Source organism: Rhizobium sp. YTU87027, from assembly GCF_050644135.1.
GTDB lineage: Bacteria > Pseudomonadota > Alphaproteobacteria > Rhizobiales > Rhizobiaceae > Rhizobium.
This window is the reverse complement of record NZ_CP098440.1, coordinates 2,245,048-2,262,093: the sequence shown is the minus strand read 5'-3', so window position 1 is coordinate 2,262,093 and position 17,046 is coordinate 2,245,048. Positions and strand designations below refer to the sequence as shown.

16 protein-coding genes are annotated in these 17,046 nt (G+C 59.1%); 8 read left to right on the top strand and 8 right to left on the bottom strand.

Annotation, left to right across the window (positions count from 1 at the left end):
- The first annotated feature begins 154 nt into the window (after nt 1–154).
- The 5 genes from NBG89_RS11305 (at nt 155) to NBG89_RS11285 (ending at nt 6,487) form a co-directional block, all read left to right on the top strand.
- Complete coding sequence (locus NBG89_RS11305; protein WP_431320040.1) at nt 155–418, top strand: hypothetical protein; 264 nt, start codon at nt 155–157, stop codon at nt 416–418.
- Between the two features lie 550 nt (nt 419–968).
- Entirely contained in the window at nt 969–2,195 is a 1,227-nt protein-coding gene (locus tag NBG89_RS11300; protein WP_431320039.1) for a metallophosphoesterase family protein, read from the top strand.
- A 3-nt stretch (nt 2,196–2,198) separates the two neighbouring features.
- Nucleotides 2,199–5,666: an AAA family ATPase gene (locus tag NBG89_RS11295; RefSeq protein ID WP_431320038.1), complete on the top strand. Its 3,468-nt coding sequence runs from the start codon at nt 2,199–2,201 to the stop codon at nt 5,664–5,666.
- 217 nt (nt 5,667–5,883) lie between these two features.
- Nucleotides 5,884–6,084 (top strand): DUF4160 domain-containing protein, encoded by a 201-nt coding sequence (locus NBG89_RS11290; RefSeq protein WP_062369716.1) that lies wholly within the window; start codon nt 5,884–5,886, stop codon nt 6,082–6,084.
- Entirely contained in the window at nt 6,077–6,487 is a 411-nt protein-coding gene (locus tag NBG89_RS11285) for a DUF2442 domain-containing protein (protein WP_431320037.1), read from the top strand. The genes NBG89_RS11290 and NBG89_RS11285 overlap by 8 nt, the downstream gene beginning before the upstream one ends.
- A gap of 33 nt (nt 6,488–6,520) precedes the next feature.
- Here NBG89_RS11285 and NBG89_RS11280 read toward each other — a convergent pair whose 3' ends face one another.
- Nucleotides 6,521–6,649, bottom strand: coding sequence for a hypothetical protein (locus NBG89_RS11280; RefSeq protein WP_431320036.1), 129 nt, complete (start codon nt 6,647–6,649; stop codon nt 6,521–6,523).
- 336 nt (nt 6,650–6,985) lie between these two features.
- On the opposite strand from NBG89_RS11280, the gene NBG89_RS11275 reads away from it, so the two are divergent.
- Nucleotides 6,986–8,062, top strand: a complete 1,077-nt coding sequence (locus tag NBG89_RS11275) for a DUF3616 domain-containing protein (protein WP_431320035.1) — start codon at nt 6,986–6,988, stop codon at nt 8,060–8,062.
- A gap of 189 nt (nt 8,063–8,251) precedes the next feature.
- On the opposite strand, the gene NBG89_RS11270 is transcribed toward NBG89_RS11275, so the two are convergent.
- From NBG89_RS11270 to NBG89_RS11255, 4 genes are all read right to left on the bottom strand, one after another.
- A complete protein-coding gene (locus NBG89_RS11270) occupies nt 8,252–8,932 on the bottom strand; it encodes a hypothetical protein (protein WP_431320034.1) in 681 nt (226 codons plus the stop codon).
- A gap of 351 nt (nt 8,933–9,283) precedes the next feature.
- Nucleotides 9,284–9,514, bottom strand: coding sequence for a hypothetical protein (locus tag NBG89_RS11265; RefSeq protein WP_431320033.1), 231 nt, complete (start codon nt 9,512–9,514; stop codon nt 9,284–9,286).
- 395 nt (nt 9,515–9,909) lie between these two features.
- Nucleotides 9,910–11,052: an alpha-hydroxy acid oxidase gene (locus NBG89_RS11260; RefSeq protein WP_431320032.1), complete on the bottom strand. Its 1,143-nt coding sequence runs from the start codon at nt 11,050–11,052 to the stop codon at nt 9,910–9,912.
- 76 nt (nt 11,053–11,128) lie between these two features.
- On the bottom strand, nt 11,129–12,097 hold the full coding sequence (locus tag NBG89_RS11255; protein ID WP_431320031.1) for a quinone oxidoreductase family protein: 969 nt from the start codon (nt 12,095–12,097) through the stop codon (nt 11,129–11,131).
- A 94-nt stretch (nt 12,098–12,191) separates the two neighbouring features.
- Here NBG89_RS11255 and NBG89_RS11250 point away from each other — a divergent pair, with 94 nt between their 5' ends.
- On the top strand, nt 12,192–13,043 hold the full coding sequence (locus tag NBG89_RS11250) for a LysR family transcriptional regulator (protein WP_431320030.1): 852 nt from the start codon (nt 12,192–12,194) through the stop codon (nt 13,041–13,043).
- Nucleotides 13,044–13,242: 199 nt separating this feature from the next.
- Here the strand turns inward: NBG89_RS11250 and NBG89_RS11245 are convergent, their stop codons facing one another.
- Complete coding sequence (locus tag NBG89_RS11245) at nt 13,243–14,232, bottom strand: aldo/keto reductase (RefSeq protein ID WP_431320029.1); 990 nt, start codon at nt 14,230–14,232, stop codon at nt 13,243–13,245.
- A 13-nt stretch (nt 14,233–14,245) separates the two neighbouring features.
- On the bottom strand, nt 14,246–14,641 hold the full coding sequence (locus tag NBG89_RS11240; protein WP_431320028.1) for a (R)-mandelonitrile lyase: 396 nt from the start codon (nt 14,639–14,641) through the stop codon (nt 14,246–14,248).
- 120 nt (nt 14,642–14,761) lie between these two features.
- Between NBG89_RS11240 and NBG89_RS11235 the strand changes: the two genes are divergently transcribed.
- Nucleotides 14,762–15,655, top strand: a complete 894-nt coding sequence (locus NBG89_RS11235) for a LysR family transcriptional regulator (protein ID WP_431320027.1) — start codon at nt 14,762–14,764, stop codon at nt 15,653–15,655.
- 60 nt (nt 15,656–15,715) lie between these two features.
- On the opposite strand, the gene guaD is transcribed toward NBG89_RS11235, so the two are convergent.
- Nucleotides 15,716–17,023 carry a guanine deaminase gene (guaD, locus tag NBG89_RS11230; RefSeq protein ID WP_431320026.1) on the bottom strand — a complete coding sequence of 436 codons (1,308 nt, stop codon included), beginning with the start codon at nt 17,021–17,023 and terminating at the stop codon, nt 15,716–15,718.
- Between the last annotated feature and the right edge of the window lie 23 nt (nt 17,024–17,046).

Below are 17,046 nucleotides of genomic sequence, written 5' to 3'. Positions count from 1 at the left end.
ACGCGAAACAAACTCAAACGCCAATCGAGGAAATCCCGCAACGCATACCGTACAAAGGATGCAGCAGATCCAATACGAGGAAAATAGACCTTCGTGAGTGCCAAAGAGTGCCTCGCCCGTCCGGCACGAAACCCGTCTTCGCGACAGAAGCGCCGTGGCATCTCCGAGCCTGCGCCGGATCGAGATGATCCCGCCAATGGAAATCGATCAGGGACTGACCTCTCTCATTTCCACGAGCCTGGGTGCTACGGAGAACGAAGCCGTGAACGCTGTCGCCCGCGGCTTAGGCTTCAAGGCGACCAGCAGCCAGTTGCGTGACGTGATCATTGCTCGCATCGAAGCGCTTAAGTCCGATGGCGAGTTGTTGGTTCGAGATGACATGCTCGTCTCGGGGAATGCGATGGCGTCTGCACAGTGAGGAAGCCTTTCAATGGGACGGGCGCTGGCCGCTCGCGCGATAATTCGCTCCGCAAAGGACTTCTCGCTGTCGTGCTTGCGATTGTGATGACCCCGACGAGTGCGATCGAAGCTGCCAATCGTCCATGCAGTGGCGCCAAGGGCGGTATAGCGGGTTGTCAGGGCGAGACTTTCCTTTGCAACGATGGGTCCGTCTCGGCCAGCAAGAAATCGTGTTCGGCATATATGGGAGGAGCCGTCGGGCTCCTCGGCGGAGCGGAAGCGGAGATGTCACCTGCCGTCAGCGGCGAATGCTCTTGCCGATCGGGGACTTACTGCACAGGTCCGCGTGGTGGTCGCTATTGCATGTCCGATGGCGGAAAGAAGAGCTATCTGCGGAAATGAAGAACCGGGAGCTTTGCTCGGCGTTCGCCGCGGCCGCTCGCTGTCGAGTCGTCTATCGGCGAGAATGCCGTAATCCATCGAAACTAGTGGACAACGGTTCTAACTGGCTACACGCGGAAAATGACCGCGTTAAAGTCGAGCATTAAGCACCACACCGAAGAAGAGTCGTGACCTCGTTCAGATTCATTCATGCCGCTGACCTTCATCTCGGGAGCCCTTTCCGAGGCCTTTCGGTAAAGGATGAGCAGCTCGCCGCGCTTTTTTCGAGGGCGACCAGGCAGGCTTTGACGCTGCTGGTCAGCCGAGCGGTCGAACTCGCCGTCGACTTCGTGGTTATTGCCGGAGACGTCTATGACGGGGACTGGAAGGACAACAAGGTCGGTCTGTTCTTCAATCGTGAAATGGGGCGACTGCAGCGGGCGGGAATTCCAGTTTACCTGCTACGCGGAAACCACGATGCAGCGAGCGTGATTACCAAGACAATCACGCTACCCGACAACGTGCACGAATTTACAACGAGCAAGCCCGCTACCTTCTTCATCGAGGAAAAGAAGGTCGCCCTCCATGGACAGGGCTTTACAGACCGGGCGGCATACGAAAATCTAGCCATCGGCTATCCTTCGGCAATTGCAGGCTGGTTCAACATAGGGGTTCTGCACACCTCGATGACCGGGCGCGAGGGGCATGAGGCCTATGCTCCGTGCTCGGTCGACGATCTGCGCTCCCGCGCATACGATTATTGGGCGCTTGGCCATGTCCACGACTTTGAGATAGTCGCTTCCGATCCGTTGGTTGTCTTCCCAGGTAATCTCCAGGGTCGAAGCATCCGTGAGCAAGGCGCAAAGGGTGCAGTACTTGTCACTGTTGATGATGGCATCGCGACCGTTGATCGCCTTATCGTGGACAGTGCCCGATTCATCTCAATCGGCGTCGAAGTCAGCGAGGGCGACCTCGATGTGGATGTATTGAAGCGGATCGAGGAAGAAACGACCCGGATGTCAGCGGAGTTCGACGGCAAGCCAGTTGCTGCACGCATCCGGATTTCTGGGACCTGTGCGTTCTATGACGATCTGGCGCGTGATCGAGCGCAGTGGCAGGACGAGATGCTCGCGGCCTGCCAGCGGGCCTACGGTGACATCTGGATCGAGAAACTGGAGTTGCGGCTTTCCCCTGCGGTGTCCGTCGCTGAGACCCCCTTTGCGGGAGTTGAACTTCTCGGAGCGCTGGAGGCTCATGGGAATGACGCTATCCATGTCGATGAGATTTTGATGGAAATCTTGCCGAAAATGCCGGGAGGCCTCGCCTCCAACGATAGCCCGCTTGGCGCTACAAATGTGGAACTGCTGAAAGAGGCGCGTGAACTGCTTCTGGCACGAATGGCGTCCGCGGGTTGAACCATGCGCTTCGATCGGCTTGATTTTCTCCGATACGGCTCACTTTCGGACCGATCCATCCCGTTTCGGCCGGATGCCAAGTTGCATATCGTTTTCGGGCCGAACGAGGCGGGCAAGTCCACCATGCTCCGTGCCCTATCCGACCTCCTGTTTGGTTTTCAGAACGAAGTTGCCGGATTGCACAAATTCGAGCCCTCTATTCTCAGAGTTGGCGCAAGTCTGACGCGACGCGACGGAGCATCGATCGATTTCCGGCGTCGGAAAGGCCGCAAAGCAACATTGGTCGCCAATTCGGAACAGGAGACCCCTCTTGCGGATGATATCCTTTCTCCCTTTATCGGCGGGGTGAACCGGTCAGTCTTTGAAAAGGCTTTCGGAATGGATTCTGCCAGACTCCGTCAAGGGGGTGAGGAGATGGCGACAGGCGATGGCGAGATCGGCCGCCTCTTGTTCTCGGCCGCGTCCGGACTGACTGGCCTCACTCAGTTGCGCAAGAGTTTGGACGGTGAGGCTGACGCGATCTTCTCTCAGCGGAAATCGAAGGATCGGGCCTTTTATCAGGCGCTCGATCGTCATGAAGCTGCGCGGCAGTCCGAGAAAGTTCATGAACTCCGTTCGCCCGACTGGAAGCGGCTTTCTGATGAAATCCGTGAGGTCGAGCGCCAGTTGGAAGAGCTCGGTCACGCGCGTTTGCGAACGAAAACTCGTCTTGATCTTCTACAGAACCTACGCACGCTCGAACCGCTTTTGACCGATGTCGATGCAGAGTTGGCCGGACTTGCGGAGTTTGACGAGATTGCCGCAGTCCCGAAGGGGATCGAGCAGCAGCTTGAAGACCAACTGGAGCGTCTCCAGCAACTCGCCACAAAGGAAGCGGCCGCCATTGAGACGCGCGAGCGTATTCGGGGCGAGTTCGAGGCACTACAGCTCGACCCTGCTGTTTTGAAGCAGCGAGATCTGATCCACGAACTCCTCACGGAAAAAGTGGCGTATTCTCAAGCGAAGGCCGATTTCTCTAGGGTCCGGGCAGAGGTGGCGGATTTCGATCTTGAGCTCGCTGGTCTCGGTCGACGGGCGGGTCACAGGGGATCGGTTGAGACACTCATCCAGGCGCAGCCAGCTGATGCCCAAATCAATCGTCTCAACGGTCTTATTCGCGATGGCAACGAGCTGAAGCGCGCCGAGACGGGTTTGCGGGAGCGCCTGGAAGACCAGGCCTCAGAATTCAGCCGTATGCAACGAACTGAGAGCGGTGGTACGCTTCAAGATGTCGGGCATCTGCAGGAGCGCCTTGGTGCCCTCCAGCCAGATATCCGATCGGTCGAACGGATTGACGAGATCGACACCGCGCTAGCAAGGGCACGCCAGGATATTGGCGAGGCGAAGGCTCGCCTGGCCCCTCCGGTCGAGGATCTCGAAGGCCTTCTAAAGCTTCCTCTTCCGGACGAAGTTGAGTTGGAGAAACACCGCCCGAATCTTGTTGCAGCTTTCGACCGTGTGAAGCGTGCCCGGGAAAGGCAGGCAGAGCGGCGTTTGGAGCGTGAGGACGTAACACAGCTCATTTCGGACCTCGAAGATGATCGGCACCTCATTACCCGTTCGATGATCGAAGAGGCGAGGGCAGTTCGCGATGAGGCCATTCTCGGACTTCAGTCCGGCACGCTCTGGGACGGTGCGTTGCCAGTGCTCGTTCACGAGGCGGACAAGCTTTCGGACGGAGCACTTTCGCAAGCTGAGCGAACCGCCCGCCACTCGGAGCTAACGCTGAGGTTGGCTCGAATTGATAGTGACCTCGGTGCCGGAGAGCTTGAACTCGAGGCCGCACGGGATCACCAGGAAGGTGTGTTGGCCGCGTTTTCGCGACTTTTCGACCATGCAGGAATCCCTGTTCTCGATATCGATCAGATGGGCAAATGGCTCCGCAGCATCGATGCCATCGCCAAAAGGCGCGAGAGCGTCCGGGACCTGGAAGATCAGCTTCGCATTCTTCAAAGCCGGAATGTCCAAGTCACATCTGAACTCGCGAGCATCGCAACCGCCATCGGGCTCAATGCCACGCTTGCCGGTCCGCTTTCGTCGAATGTCAGGCTCGTGGAGGCAAAACTGACGGAGCTGGCAAAGGCGTGGGATGAGAGGCGTATGGTGCGCGCCCGCCAGGAAGCTCTGGCGAGGGACATTGCTGACGGTGAGCGCAAGATTGCTGCCTTGGCTATGAAAGTTGATGAGTGGCAATCCCAATTCGCTGAAGCATGCGCTGCTTTCGGCCTCGACAATGCTCCAACCCTGGAGATGGCGGAGGCTGCAATCCAAGTCTGGAAAGAAATCCCACGCTGCTATGCCGAAAGACAGAACAGGCAGCGTCGCGTGGACGGTATGACACGCAACATAGACCAATTCGAGGAGAAGCTGTCGACAGTATGCAAATCGATCGGCGACGATCTTGCCAGACTTGCTCCGCTGCTCGCTGTCGATATCCTCCACAAACGAATGACCGACGCACAATCCGCAGAGGATCGTGACCGACATCTCGCTACCAGCCGGGAGCGAGTATCCGGCGAACTTCACCAGATAGCCGAAGAACGCAAGTCGATCAGTCAGGATGTAGCGGCTCAGTTGGCTCGCCTGAATGTTGAGATGGACGGCAAGACACTTCTCGAGCGTCTGGGAAGGCGTCGTGCCGTGGTCGAGAAGCTCGACGACAGTCGGCGGAGGCTGTCGCTCCATTCAAGAGGCATCAGCGAACAAGACATCCGGGTGAAACTGAACGACTTCGATCGCGTCGCCGCCGATTTGGAGATCGAGGCGCTGGCGGCCGAGGATTCTCAACAGTTCGACATGTTCGGCAAGCTCAAGGGAAGACTCGCTGAACTGGCATCGACAAAAGAGTCGCTTGAAACAGGAATGAGCGCGGAGCAGGCTGCTTTCGACAAGGCATCTGCGGAACAAGAGACACAGGATCTGGCCCGTCAGTGGGCTGTTCTGAGGCTCGCCTCGAAACTGCTATCCACCTCTTTGGAACGCTATAGAGAGTCACAGGCAGATCCGCTGCTCGCGCGCGCAAGCGAGTACTTCTCCACCTTGACGAACGGCTCCTTCGTTCGCTTGGTTCAGGAATTCGACGATCAGGATGCGATAAGGCTCAAGGCAGAACGAGCCGACGGCGAGCGGCTCCCGACGAAAGCGCTGAGTGAAGGATCCGCAGATCAGCTTTACCTCGCCTTCCGGTTGGCCTTCATCGAGGACTTCTGCAGCCGCAACGAGCCACTGCCTTTCATAACAGACGATGTATTTCAATCGTTCGATGACGAGCGCAAGGCTTCCGGGTTGAGAACTCTGGCATCTGGAGGGGGGGCGTTCCAGCCGATCCTGTTCACACACGAGGGCAAGGTCGTCGAAATCGCATCCGAGCTACTGGGACGTGACGTTGATATCATCAGATTCGAGCGCGTCGCTGCCGCGTCAGGCTATTGATTGGTAGACGCAACGATATTGCGGTGCATCCGTAACATCGCGGGTTGGACGTCGCCGTCGACGGAAACTACCCGACCTCCCACTTCTTCAAATACTCTTTGGTGTGTTCCCTCAGTACGCATCCGAGGTGCGCCGTCTTGAGTCGAGCGCTGGCTCTTGAAAAACCCAAGTTGTTAGGTTATTTTGGAGCATGGTCACCGTTCTCCGCGAAGCAGGAATGCGATTTGTCATTTACACGGATGACCACGAACCGGCGCACACTCATGTCTATGGAGATGGGGAAGCCCGCATCAATATCCTCGATCTCACCGTGATTTCAAACCGAGGAATGAAGAAGCGCGATTTAAGCGTAGCGCTTGCCATCGTTCAGGCGAACAAGCGCCTGTTCATCGAAAAATGGGAGAGCATCCATGGGTGAAGTTGTCTTTGAAGATCGTCACTACCGAGAAGCTACCGTGAAGGGGGAGGCAGAACGCGCCCGCGCGCCCATCCCGGCATCAGTCCGTTTCGATGAGGCATCCGGCCGCATCGTCGTGGATTTCACCAATGGCGCGGCGTTCATGGTGCCTGCCCGATCGATGCAGGGCCTGGAGAATGCAACCGTTGCGCAGTTGGCGGAGGTAGAGCTTCTCGGCGAGACCGGCCTGCATTGGGAAAGCCTAGACGTGGATTTTACCATCGCCGGGTTGATGAACGGCATATTCGGCACTGCGAAGTTCATGGATGCGCAGCGCCGAGGCGGTCAATCCCGTTCAACGGCCAAGGTGGAGGCAAGCCGTGCCAACGGTGCCAAGGGCGGACGCCCCCGGAAGAACGGCTAGGCGCTTGCAGATGGCTGGCGCCTAGCCCGGCCGTCACGAGCGCTCAACGACGTTGCCACCCGGACCGAAGACCCAGTCGCCAAACCGTTCGCTGCCGGGGTAGGGCTCCGGCGCGGATGAAAGGTCCGCCTGCGGCCCAACCCGGTCTTCTACTGTGGGCAAGGACACGCCCGCAATTTGCGCGTAGTTGTCATCGCAATTCACGGCCGAAGGCAGGCCCGATCCCCAATTCTTCGCGCTTGGCGACGGTCCGCTAGGGCAAGTCGAAGCCGCTTTGGGTCTTCTGCAAAAAATCTCCGGCATTCGGCAATACCCCCTACAACCGACGTTGTAACGGACATTGCTAACGACGAGTCCATATTTAGGTAAGTGGCTGGGCTCGATGACAGGTTTTCGCCATTTGGTCCTGGAGAATAAGCCTTCTGGGGGATTTTTAGCTCTACCGTTGCGCGATATTGTGACTTTTCACTTTACCACGCCAAGATCCGGGCAAGAACAATGTTGCGATCCTCAGCGCTTCTCTTTGTCGCCATGCTCGGTATTTCGTGGTTGCCGGCAACGCCTTCTCGTGCCGAAATCAAGGTCATCGGCGGACCCCTGCGAACCACTGGCGACTTCGATCTGGAAAAGAAAACCCGCAGGTCGTTGAGCGGGGTCGCATGTGCTGTCGTTGTTGACGGGAAGCACATCTGCCTTGTCGCCTTCGACGAGGGGGCCGAAGCCCGAACCATTGCTATCAACGAGACAGAATACGAAGTTCGAAAGAAATCGATCGACCTCGGTCCTGACGACAGTGAAATGGATGCGGAAGCGGTCGCAGCCGACGGTGCCTTCTACTATGTCTCGGGTTCGCACGCCGACAAGAGAGACCCCTGCCAGGTAAACGAAGGAAGCCATCGACTTGTCAGGATCGCTTATGATCCGGCGACCGGACTCCCACTTCGCAAGTCAAACGGCAAACTGAAAGATCTGGAGGACGGGTTCGATATTACGAAAGTACTCAGCGACGACCTGCGGGGATCAGTCGGTAAGTGCCTCGGCTCCAAGGAGGGCGGTTTCGACATAGAAGGAATGGCTGCATACGACGGACGTCTTTATTTCGGTCTGCGGGGGCCGACGGCACGGGACGAAACGGCGGCCGGAAGCGGAGCTATTGCTTATGTCTTCGAGGCGGGCACATCACCATCGCTCGTCACCCAGGGCAATGCCAGGGATCCTTTTCGCATTCGTGTGGCGAGGGGTAGGGCGATCCGCGACATGGCCTCGGTCGATGGAGGGATCCTTCTCCTTCTCGGGCCTGACGACGACAATCGTGATGTAGGCTGGTCGATCGCGTTATGGAAGGTCGACGAGGAGGCTGATCGCAAGGCACCCGTGAATACCACAGACCTGGGACCTCTCGATCTATCGGAAGCGAAGAGGGCGCAGTGTGACAAGGAAGTCAAACCGGAAGGAATGGCGGTTTTGACCAGCCATGCGGAGGGATCCGTCGAAGTTTATCGACTGGCGATATTCTCCGACGGTATGTGCGACGGCGGACCTGTGATTGTCGACGCTATTCTGTCTGCGGACTGATCCGAACCATACCTTTCCCAAAGCTCGTGCGCCGTGCGCGCCGCTCGGTCCGTCAGGGACCTTCTCTTGGATCTGCGATATTTGTGATTGTCCATTCGCCTATCTGCATATGTTGCGTGCCGTCCAGAGACTTGCTTGCCCCGAAGTCATACGCGTTCATTGCGAGTATCGCATTCATCAAATCATCAGTCATAGGTCATCTCTCCTTAGATACCTGACTAGGTTTTGCATCTGCACGTATCGAGAAAAGTCCACTTTGGAAGCATCCAGATGAGACTTGAAAGTAGAGAGCCACGGAAGATAATTGCTCATAACGCGCGTAACGGGGTCATCAGTCACCGCAATGGTTGCATTGACATACTTGGCGCCAGGGCCGCCTACCTCATCGATCTTTTGTGGATCGACAATAGTCATTGAATAGGGATCGTCGGTTCTCGAAAAATAGACAATGTCGGGGAGAAATTTGTCGCTTACTGCAAATTCCTGTTGCGCTGATGCACTCAATTTTCCGGTCGCGGAACTCCTAGGCAACTCGTGGCTGGGATATTCCCCGACGGCAATTCTGTGACCATCAACGACCAGCAGGAGCACAAATGCCGATTTTCCATTGGGAAACTGCACGGGAATAGCGTCGCCTTTTATCGACACGTGCCCACATGTCTGTTCCAACAAAATGCAGGGTGGCTTGTGAATGGTCTCCTGCACGACACCGCTGGCAGACAAAGGCTTACCGTCGACCATAAAGTTGACTGTGAGCCGGTAACGATAGGTATCCACGACGTAAAAGACGTCTCTCGACCAGACGAATGCAAAAAGGGCCAGGGATGCTGTGAGCAGCAAAAGAAGGGTTGCTACTATAAACGCGCGCATAGACGTTGCGTCTCCCACCGAGCGCTATTTGCCACCACTGGATGATAATTTTCAGAAAATGTTACTGTAAGGCGATATTTAAAATCATTTTTCGCGGAAAAATACATCTGATTTACGGTCCACGCTGCGACAAACCCTACGACCACGAGCGTGTTCAGAAGCAGCAGTCTCTTCGCCATGTATGGAACCGATACGTTGATGATCCGGAAGAAAATGCAATGCGGTCTTAATAAAATGACGTTGGGATGCCCGGTCGAAGGCCGATCGAAATTTTGGCTTCTCGCAACCGCCTTGTTCAGTCGAGTCGCGCTCTAGTGGTATCTGGTGCAATTGCGTTATGCTAGAGATAATTCAATCCGAAGTTTTAATTTTGCGCATATTGTACATTAACAACGCAAAGTGGCTGAGACCCTGCTCGGCCAGGGTACAGCCTGACAAGTAGGTTTTAGCATTGCGCTCGTTCACGAACATGAATTGAGCTTGGAAACGATCCGGAACATCGCTGATCAAGTTCCCTTCGTCATCGACCCATCCAATCACCCGGATGGCATCTTCGGTTGTCCTTCTTTCAATTCTCGGCATGGGTGACCTCCTGTGTTGGCTCGATCATCGCTGCCGGTATTGCAAGGAAGAAGGCCCGATACTTTAGTAAGGTACCCTTGCTCGATGGATGCGGCTTGGCAAATGATCGAGGCGAACGTAGCCGGTCTCGGCGCGCCTGTCCGGGAGCTTTGATGCATGACATTGCCGACTTCAAGATCGTCAGCCGAGGGCGGCCAGGCACGAATTTCCGTTCGCAGCCAAGCAGTTTCCAGATCTCCGTCCGCATTGAGACCGAGAGTCTTGAGCCGATAAGGCTTAGATCGGCTAAGGGCTTGCGAAGGCGGGCCTTTTAAACCGTGTCGGATGTGACCAGTCAAAAATGTCGCAAAAGTCGGGATTCGTGACTTTTCTGAACCGCCTACTCATTGAAATGCTTACTGACGGCCAAGCAGGATCGACGCGTTGACATCGTTGATGTCGCGCTTACCGCAGAGCGCCATGGTGACATCCATTTCCTTGCGCAGGATGTTGAGGGCGAGTGTGACACCTTCCTTGCCCATGGCGCCGAGGCCGTAAAGGAAGGGGCGGCCGATATAGGTGCCCTTGGCGCCGAGAGCGACTGCTTTCAGCACGTCCTGGCCGGAGCGGATGCCGCCGTCCAGATGCACTTCAATCTTGTGGCCGACGGCATCGACGATTGGCTCGAGCATGCTGATCGAAGAGGGGGCGCCGTCGAGCTGGCGGCCGCCATGGTTGGAGACGATGATGGCGTCGGCGCCGGTTTCGGCGGCCGATTTGGCGTCCTCGACGTCGCAGATGCCCTTGATGATCAGCGGGCCGCCCCATTGTTCCTTGATCCAGGCGACATCGGCCCAGGAGAGCTGCGGGTCGAACTGCTCGGCGGTCCAGGAAGAGAGCGAGGAAAGATCGGAAACGTTCTTCGCGTGGCCGACGATGTTGCCGAAGGTGCGGCGCTTCGTCTGCAGCATGTCCAGGCACCAGAAAGGGCGTGTCGCCATCTGCCAGACGTGCTTCGGGGTGAATTTCGGCGGTGCGGAAAGGCCGTTGCGCAGGTCCTTGTGGCGCTGGCCGAGGATCTGCAGGTCGGCGGTCAGCACGAGGGCGGAGCATTTCGCCGCCTTCGCGCGGTTGATCAGGTTCAGCACGAAGTCCTTGTCGCGCATTACGTAGAGCTGGAACCAGAAGGGCTTCGTGGTGACAGACGCGACATCTTCGATCGAGCAGATGCTCATCGTCGACAGCGTGAAGGGAACGCCGAATTCTTCTGCGGCGCGCGCCGCCAGCATTTCGCCGTCGGCGTGCTGCATGCCGGTCATCCCAGTCGGGGCGAGAGCTACCGGCATCGAAACCTTCTGGCCGATCATCGTCGTCTCCAGCGTGCGGTTCGTCATGTCAACGAGCACGCGTTGGCGCAGCTTGATCTTGGCAAAATCGTTCTCATTCGCCTGGTATGTCGACTCGGTCCAGGCGCCGGAATCCGCGTAGTCAAAAAACATCTTCGGGACGCGGCGCTGGGCGAGGCTTTTCAGGTCGGCGATCGTGAGAGGATTGGCCATGGATAAGACTTTCACATCTGAATAACGCCATGGCCCTTAACATGATTTCCGAGGCTTTGTGTATCTCTTTCGTCGCCTACGGAACAAGAATCAGGCTGCCTGCGGCATGCCCGTCTTCGAGGTATTGCTGGGCTTGCGCAGCCTCTTCAAGAGGGTATTCACCGGCAATTGTCGCGGTGACGCCGCAAGCCAGCATCTTGACCACGGCTTCAGCCGCCGTCAGGTACGCCGGGGTGTCCGCTATGTAGGCCATGATGCTTGGATGCGTCAGCGACTTTCCCGGGCGAAGCTCGTCGACCGGGACAGGCGGGATCGGCCCGCCAGCCTGTCCGATTGTCGCGACGACACCGAACGGACGGACTGACTGGATGGACTTTGCGAGCATGCCGGCGCCAATGCCGTCGTAGGCGACATCGACGCCGCTGTTGTCTGTCAGCGCCTTAACAGCGGCTACGACATCCGCGTTGCGGCCGACGATCAGATGGTCTGCGCCGTGGCGGCGCGCGAGATCGGCCTTTTCCTCCGAGCTCACGGTTCCAATCACCGTGGCGCCGAGGTGCTTTGCCCATCGCACGAGAATACTTCCGAGCCCGCCGGCGGCGGCGTGGATGAGAACGGTGGTTCCGCGCTCGACGCAATAGGTCTTCGTCAGCAGCATGTAGGCCGTCAGCCCCTTCAGCATGGACGCGGCCGCGATCTTTGAAGACACGCCATCGGGCAGGCGAACGGCGCGGGCCGCTGGCAAGAGCCGCGTCGCGGCATAGGCGCCGACCGGCGCGCCGGCATACGCGACGCGATCGCCGGGCTTCAAGGTCGTGACTACGCTTCCGATGGCTTCGACGGTACCGGCGCCTTCGACGCCGAGCACGGTGGGATAGGCCGGCAGGGCGTAGAGCCCGCGCCGGTGGTAGATATCGAGGAAATTCATGCCGATCGCGTCGTGGCGTATGCGGATCTCGCTTGCGCCGGGCTCCTGCGGCAGCCGTCCCGAAACCTGCAGTTGCTCGATGCCGCCAGGCGCGAGAAGCGTAACGACCTTGTCCATGGGTTCTCTCCGATTGCTGGTACAGGCATCATCGCGCATGGTGTTGTGATCGAAAATTCCCTATTGTTTCTCATTGAATGGGAAGAAATGAACAATGATCGATTGGGAAAGCCTTCGCTATTTCGCGGCGCTCGCTCGCGCCGGAACGTTGCTCGGGGCCGCTCGCGCCCTCGGCGTGGAGCACGCGACGGTTGCCCGCCGGGTTGCCGGGCTCGAGGAGCAGATGGGCGTGAAGCTGATCGACCGGCGCGGTCGCCGCATTGTGCTGACGCCGGAGGGCGAGCGGGTGGCTGGAATGGCGGAGCGGATGGGGCAGGAGGCGCAAGCCGTCGAGCGGCTGGGGCTTGCCGCCGGCGCAACGCTTGCCGGGGAGGTCCGGATCAGCGCGCCACCGACACTTGCGGCGGCGATGTTGCCGGCGGCGCTCGTCGCCTTGCAAGCCCGGCACCCGGATATCGGCATTACTATCGTCGGCGAGACGCGCTACGCCTCGCTCGACAGGCGGGAGGCGGACGTTGCTGTTCGCATGACGAAACCGGAGCAGGGCAATTTCGTCATCAGCAAGCTTGGAGAAGTCGCCTTCGGCTTTTATGCCAAGGCTGCTTATCTGGCCGCGACGCCGGAGGCGCAAAGAACCTTCATTGCCTATGATGAAACGATGGCGAGCGCGCCGCAGTCGATCCGGCTTGCTGAGGCGACTGAGGGGAGAAAGGTGACGCTCAGGGCAACGACGCTGGAATTCCAGCTGGCCGCTGCGCGCGCAGGCGGCGGCATTGCCATGCTGCCGAATTTCATGCTGACTGGTGTTGATGATCTCGTTGAGGCGATCCCGCAGCGGCAGTCACTGACGCGGGAGCTCTGGTTGGTCGTGCACGCCGATATCCGCAACGTGCCGATCATCCGCGTTGTCATGGATGCGCTCAAATCGATCTTGTGGTCGGGCTAGCCACTGCCGGCATTACCGCGGACGGTAGCGTAGATAGACGACATCGCCTTCGAAGTGCTTCCGGAAGTCAATGCTCGATCCCATATGCAGGATGACATAAGGCTTCACGTTATCCTCCGGTTCCGGTCGGTGGCTGAGCCGGCCACCCTCGATGATACCGTCAGTGATGGCAGATCCTCTCCGTTCGTCTGGCCGCCGCTCAGCGGTCGACCCTGGCCTGCAGATGCGCCGGATAGCGGTCGCCCTCAACCTTTATGCCGGCGAGCGCGGTTTCGATGGCAGCAAGATCGTCACCGGTCAGTTGCACGGCGGCGGCGCCGATATTCTCTTCCAGGCGGTGCATCTGCGTCGTGCCGGGGATCGGAACGATCCAGGGCTTGCGAGCCAGCAGCCAGGCAAGGGCGACCTGAGCCTGCGTTGCACCCTTCTTGAGGGCGATTTCGCCCAGGCGATCGACGAGCGCCTGATTGGCCTTGCGGGCTTCGGCTGAAAAGCGCGGCACCACGTTGCGGAAGTCCTTGCTGTCGAAGGTGGTTTCCGCGTTGATCGCGCCTGTCAGGAAACCCTTCCCGAGCGGGCTGAACGGAACGAAGCCGATGCCGAGTTCCTCGAGCGTCGGCAGGATGTCCTGTTCCGGCTCGCGCCACCACAGCGAATATTCGCTCTGGAGGGCGGCGACCGGCTGGACCGCATGCGCGCGACGGATCGTCCTGACGCCCGCCTCGGAAAGGCCGAAATGCTTGACCTTGCCTTCGCGGATCAGGTCCTTGACCGTGCCGGCGACATCCTCGATCGGCACGTCCGGATCGACGCGGTGCTGGTAGAAGAGGTCGATCACGTCGGTGTTGAGGCGCTTCAGCGCCGCATCGGCAACCTCCCTGATATGGGTGGGGCGGCTGTTCATGCCGCTCTGGCTGCCATCGAGGCCGAAATTGAAGCCGAACTTGGTGGCGATGACGACCTTGTCGCGGAACGGCGCCAGCGCCTCCCCGAGCAGAATTTCGTTCTTGTAGGGGCCGTAGGCTTCCGCAGTGTCAAAGAATGTGACACCGCGTTCGAAGGCGGCGCGGATCAGTTTGATTGCGTCCGCGGTGTCCGTTGCCGGCCCGTAGCCGTAGCTCAACCCCATGCATCCGAGGCCGAGGGTGGATACTTCGAGGCCGCTGTTTCCGAGTGTGCGCTTCTGCATGGATTTTTCTTTCCTAGGCCCGGTATTGTTCGTCAGTGACCTTTTCCATCCAGTCGACCACCTTGCCGTCGAGGGCTTCGGCGATCGCAATATGGGTCATGGCTGTTGTCGCAGACGCACCGTGCCAGTGCTTCTCGCCCGGTTCGAACCAGACGATGTCGCCGGCGCGGATTTCTTCGACCGGTCCGCCGTCGCGCTGCGCGCGACCGCTGCCGGAGATGACGATCAGTGTTTGACCGAGCGGATGAGTGTGCCAGGCGGTGCGCGCGCCGGGCTCGAAGGTCACCGCTGCACCGCCGACGCGCGCCGGTGATGTCCCCTGGAACGGCGCATCGATGCGGACCGTTCCGGTAAAGTAGTCCGCCGGTCCCTTGGCGGATGGATCGGAGCCGTTTCGCCTGATTTTCATCTTTCGTCCTTTCGTGATCTGAGGAGCGCGCTGCTCGGCTGACTAAAGGAAGATCTAGTGCGGATGCTTTCCTGCGATTAGATGGTATAAACGGCATAAGCTTATGAGTGAGATTCATGAATGGCGCGACAATCGATCAACGACCTCATCGCCTTTCTGTCCGTGGCGCGGGAGAGAAGCTTCACGAAGGCCGCAGCCAAGCTTGGCGTGTCGCAGTCGGCGCTCAGCCATACGATCCGCGGCCTGGAGACACGCCTCGGCCTGCGGTTGCTGACGCGCACGACGCGCAGCGTGTCGCCGACGGAGGCAGGTGAGCGGCTGCTGAGTTCGATCGGACCGCGTTTCGACGAGATCGAGAGTGAGCTGGCCGCGCTCAGCGAATTTCGCGAGAAGCCGGCGGGTACGATCCGCATTACGGCGGGAGAGCACGCCGCCGATGCGGTCCTCTGGCCGGCGCTGGAAAGGCTGCTGCCGCACTATCCCGATATCAACGTCGAGATCATCGTCGATTATGGGCTGACCGACATTGTCGCCGAGCGTTACGACGCCGGTGTTCGGCTCGGCGAGCAGGTGGCGAAGGACATGATCGCCGTGCGCATTGGCCCTGACATGCGGATGGCCGTCGTGGGAGCGCCTGCCTATTTCGAGCGGCGGCCGAAGCCGCAGACGCCCGCTGATCTGACCGACCACAACTGCATCAACCTGCGCCTGCCCACCTATGGCGGGGTCTATGCCTGGGAGTTCGAGAAGGACGGGCGCGAAGTGAAGGTGCGCGTGGAAGGCCAGCTGGTGTTCAACAACGCGCAGTTACGGCTGAACGCAGCCCTTTCGGGGCTTGGTCTGGCTTTTGTGCCGGAAGCGCTGGTGCGGCAGCCTCTGTCCGATGGACGGCTCGTTCGCGTTCTTGAGGATTGGTGCGCGCCTTTCCCAGGATACCATCTCTATTACCCTAGCCGTCGGCAGACGTCGCCGGCTTTTGCCTTGCTGGTCAATGCGCTTCGCTATCGGGCGTGACACGAGCCTGATCTGCCCGCTGATTGCGGGCAGAGGGCCGATGTCGACGTGCGGCGGATCTCAGATTGCGCTTTTGGCCGCAACGCCCGCCACGTAAGTCTCCGCGATCGCGCGGTCGTCGCCCATAGTCTGCAACAGGAACAGCTCTTCCGGCAGCGTCTTCACGACCTCCATCTTCAGTGCCATGGCGGGCGTTGCGGCGGCGTTGAGGACGACGATATCGGCGTCGGAGCCGACATCGAGCGTGCCGATCCTGTCGGCAAGTGACAGCGACCGGGCGTTGCCCAATGTCATGTGGTAATAGCTTTCAAGCGGGTTCAGGCGTTCGCCGAGCAGCTGCTGGATCTTGTAGGCCTCGTCCATCGTGCGCAGCATCGAATAGCTGGAGCCGCCGCCGATATCGGTGGCGACGCCGATGCGCACCGGCTTTTGACGGCGTGCGAGCGCCTTCAGCGGGAAGAGACCGGAGCCAAGGAAGAGGTTCGAGGTCGGGCAGTGGACCGCGACAGAGCCTGCCTCGCTCATCGCATCGGCCTCGCGATCCGAAAGATGGATGCAGTGGCCAAAGAGCGTCTTGTCGCCGAGCAGGCCGTAGCGGGCATAGATATCGGTGTAGTCGATCGCCTCGGGATAAAGCTCGCAGGTGAATTTGATCTCGTCGTGGTTCTCGGAGAGGTGCGTCTGGATGTGCAGGTCGGGAAACTCGCGGGCAAGCGCCTGGGTGGCCTCCATCTGCGCCGGCGTCGAGGTGATCGCGAAGCGGGGGGTGATGGCGACGTGGTTCCGGCCCTTGCCGTGCCACTCGGCGATGATCTGGCGGGTTTCGTCATAGCCCATCTGAGGCGTGTCGAGCAGGCCTTGCGGGGCATTGCGATCCATCATCACCTTGCCGCCGACCATGCGCATCTTGCGTCTCAGCGCCTCGGCAAAGAAGGCGTCGGCGGAGGTCTTATGGACGGAGCAATAGGCGACAGCCGTCGTCGTGCCGTGGCGCAGCAGCTCATCGTAGAAATGCGTGGCGATCCGCTCGGCGTGATCGCTTTCGACAAAGCGGCACTCTTCGGGGAAGGTGTAGGTGTTCAGCCATTCCAGCAGGTTTGCGGCGTAGGAGGCAATCACCTGCATCTGCGGGAAATGCAGGTGCATGTCGATGAAGCCAGGCATGATCAGATGCGGACGATGATCGACGGTCACGGCTTCGGCGGGGGCTTGCGCACTGACTTTGTCGTAGGCACCGCAGGCAACTATCAGGCCGTTCTTGATCAAGAGGCCGCCGTCGCTTTCATAAAGATAGCTTCCGGTGTCACCAAGGTCTTGAGGCGCACGCAGGAAGGAGAGGAGGCGGCCGCGGAGAAGGGTGTGTGTCATGGCTTTCTGCCTCTCGATTGTCT

Coding starts and splice junctions, on each gene's coding strand:
- NBG89_RS11295 (WP_431320038.1), top strand. CDS start 2,199: ATGCGCTTCGATCGGCTTGATTTTCTCCGATACGGCTCACTTTCGGAC.
- NBG89_RS11290 (WP_062369716.1), top strand. CDS start 5,884: ATGCGATTTGTCATTTACACGGATGACCACGAACCGGCGCACACTCAT.
- NBG89_RS11285 (WP_431320037.1), top strand. CDS start 6,077: ATGGGTGAAGTTGTCTTTGAAGATCGTCACTACCGAGAAGCTACCGTG.
- NBG89_RS11275 (WP_431320035.1), top strand. CDS start 6,986: ATGTTGCGATCCTCAGCGCTTCTCTTTGTCGCCATGCTCGGTATTTCG.
- NBG89_RS11270 (WP_431320034.1), bottom strand. CDS start 8,932: ATGCGCGCGTTTATAGTAGCAACCCTTCTTTTGCTGCTCACAGCATCC.
- NBG89_RS11265 (WP_431320033.1), bottom strand. CDS start 9,514: ATGCCGAGAATTGAAAGAAGGACAACCGAAGATGCCATCCGGGTGATT.
- NBG89_RS11260 (WP_431320032.1), bottom strand. CDS start 11,052: ATGGCCAATCCTCTCACGATCGCCGACCTGAAAAGCCTCGCCCAGCGC.
- NBG89_RS11255 (WP_431320031.1), bottom strand. CDS start 12,097: ATGGACAAGGTCGTTACGCTTCTCGCGCCTGGCGGCATCGAGCAACTG.
- NBG89_RS11250 (WP_431320030.1), top strand. CDS start 12,192: ATGATCGATTGGGAAAGCCTTCGCTATTTCGCGGCGCTCGCTCGCGCC.
- NBG89_RS11245 (WP_431320029.1), bottom strand. CDS start 14,232: ATGCAGAAGCGCACACTCGGAAACAGCGGCCTCGAAGTATCCACCCTC.
- NBG89_RS11240 (WP_431320028.1), bottom strand. CDS start 14,641: ATGAAAATCAGGCGAAACGGCTCCGATCCATCCGCCAAGGGACCGGCG.
- NBG89_RS11235 (WP_431320027.1), top strand. CDS start 14,762: ATGGCGCGACAATCGATCAACGACCTCATCGCCTTTCTGTCCGTGGCG.
- guaD (WP_431320026.1), bottom strand. CDS start 17,023: ATGACACACACCCTTCTCCGCGGCCGCCTCCTCTCCTTCCTGCGTGCG.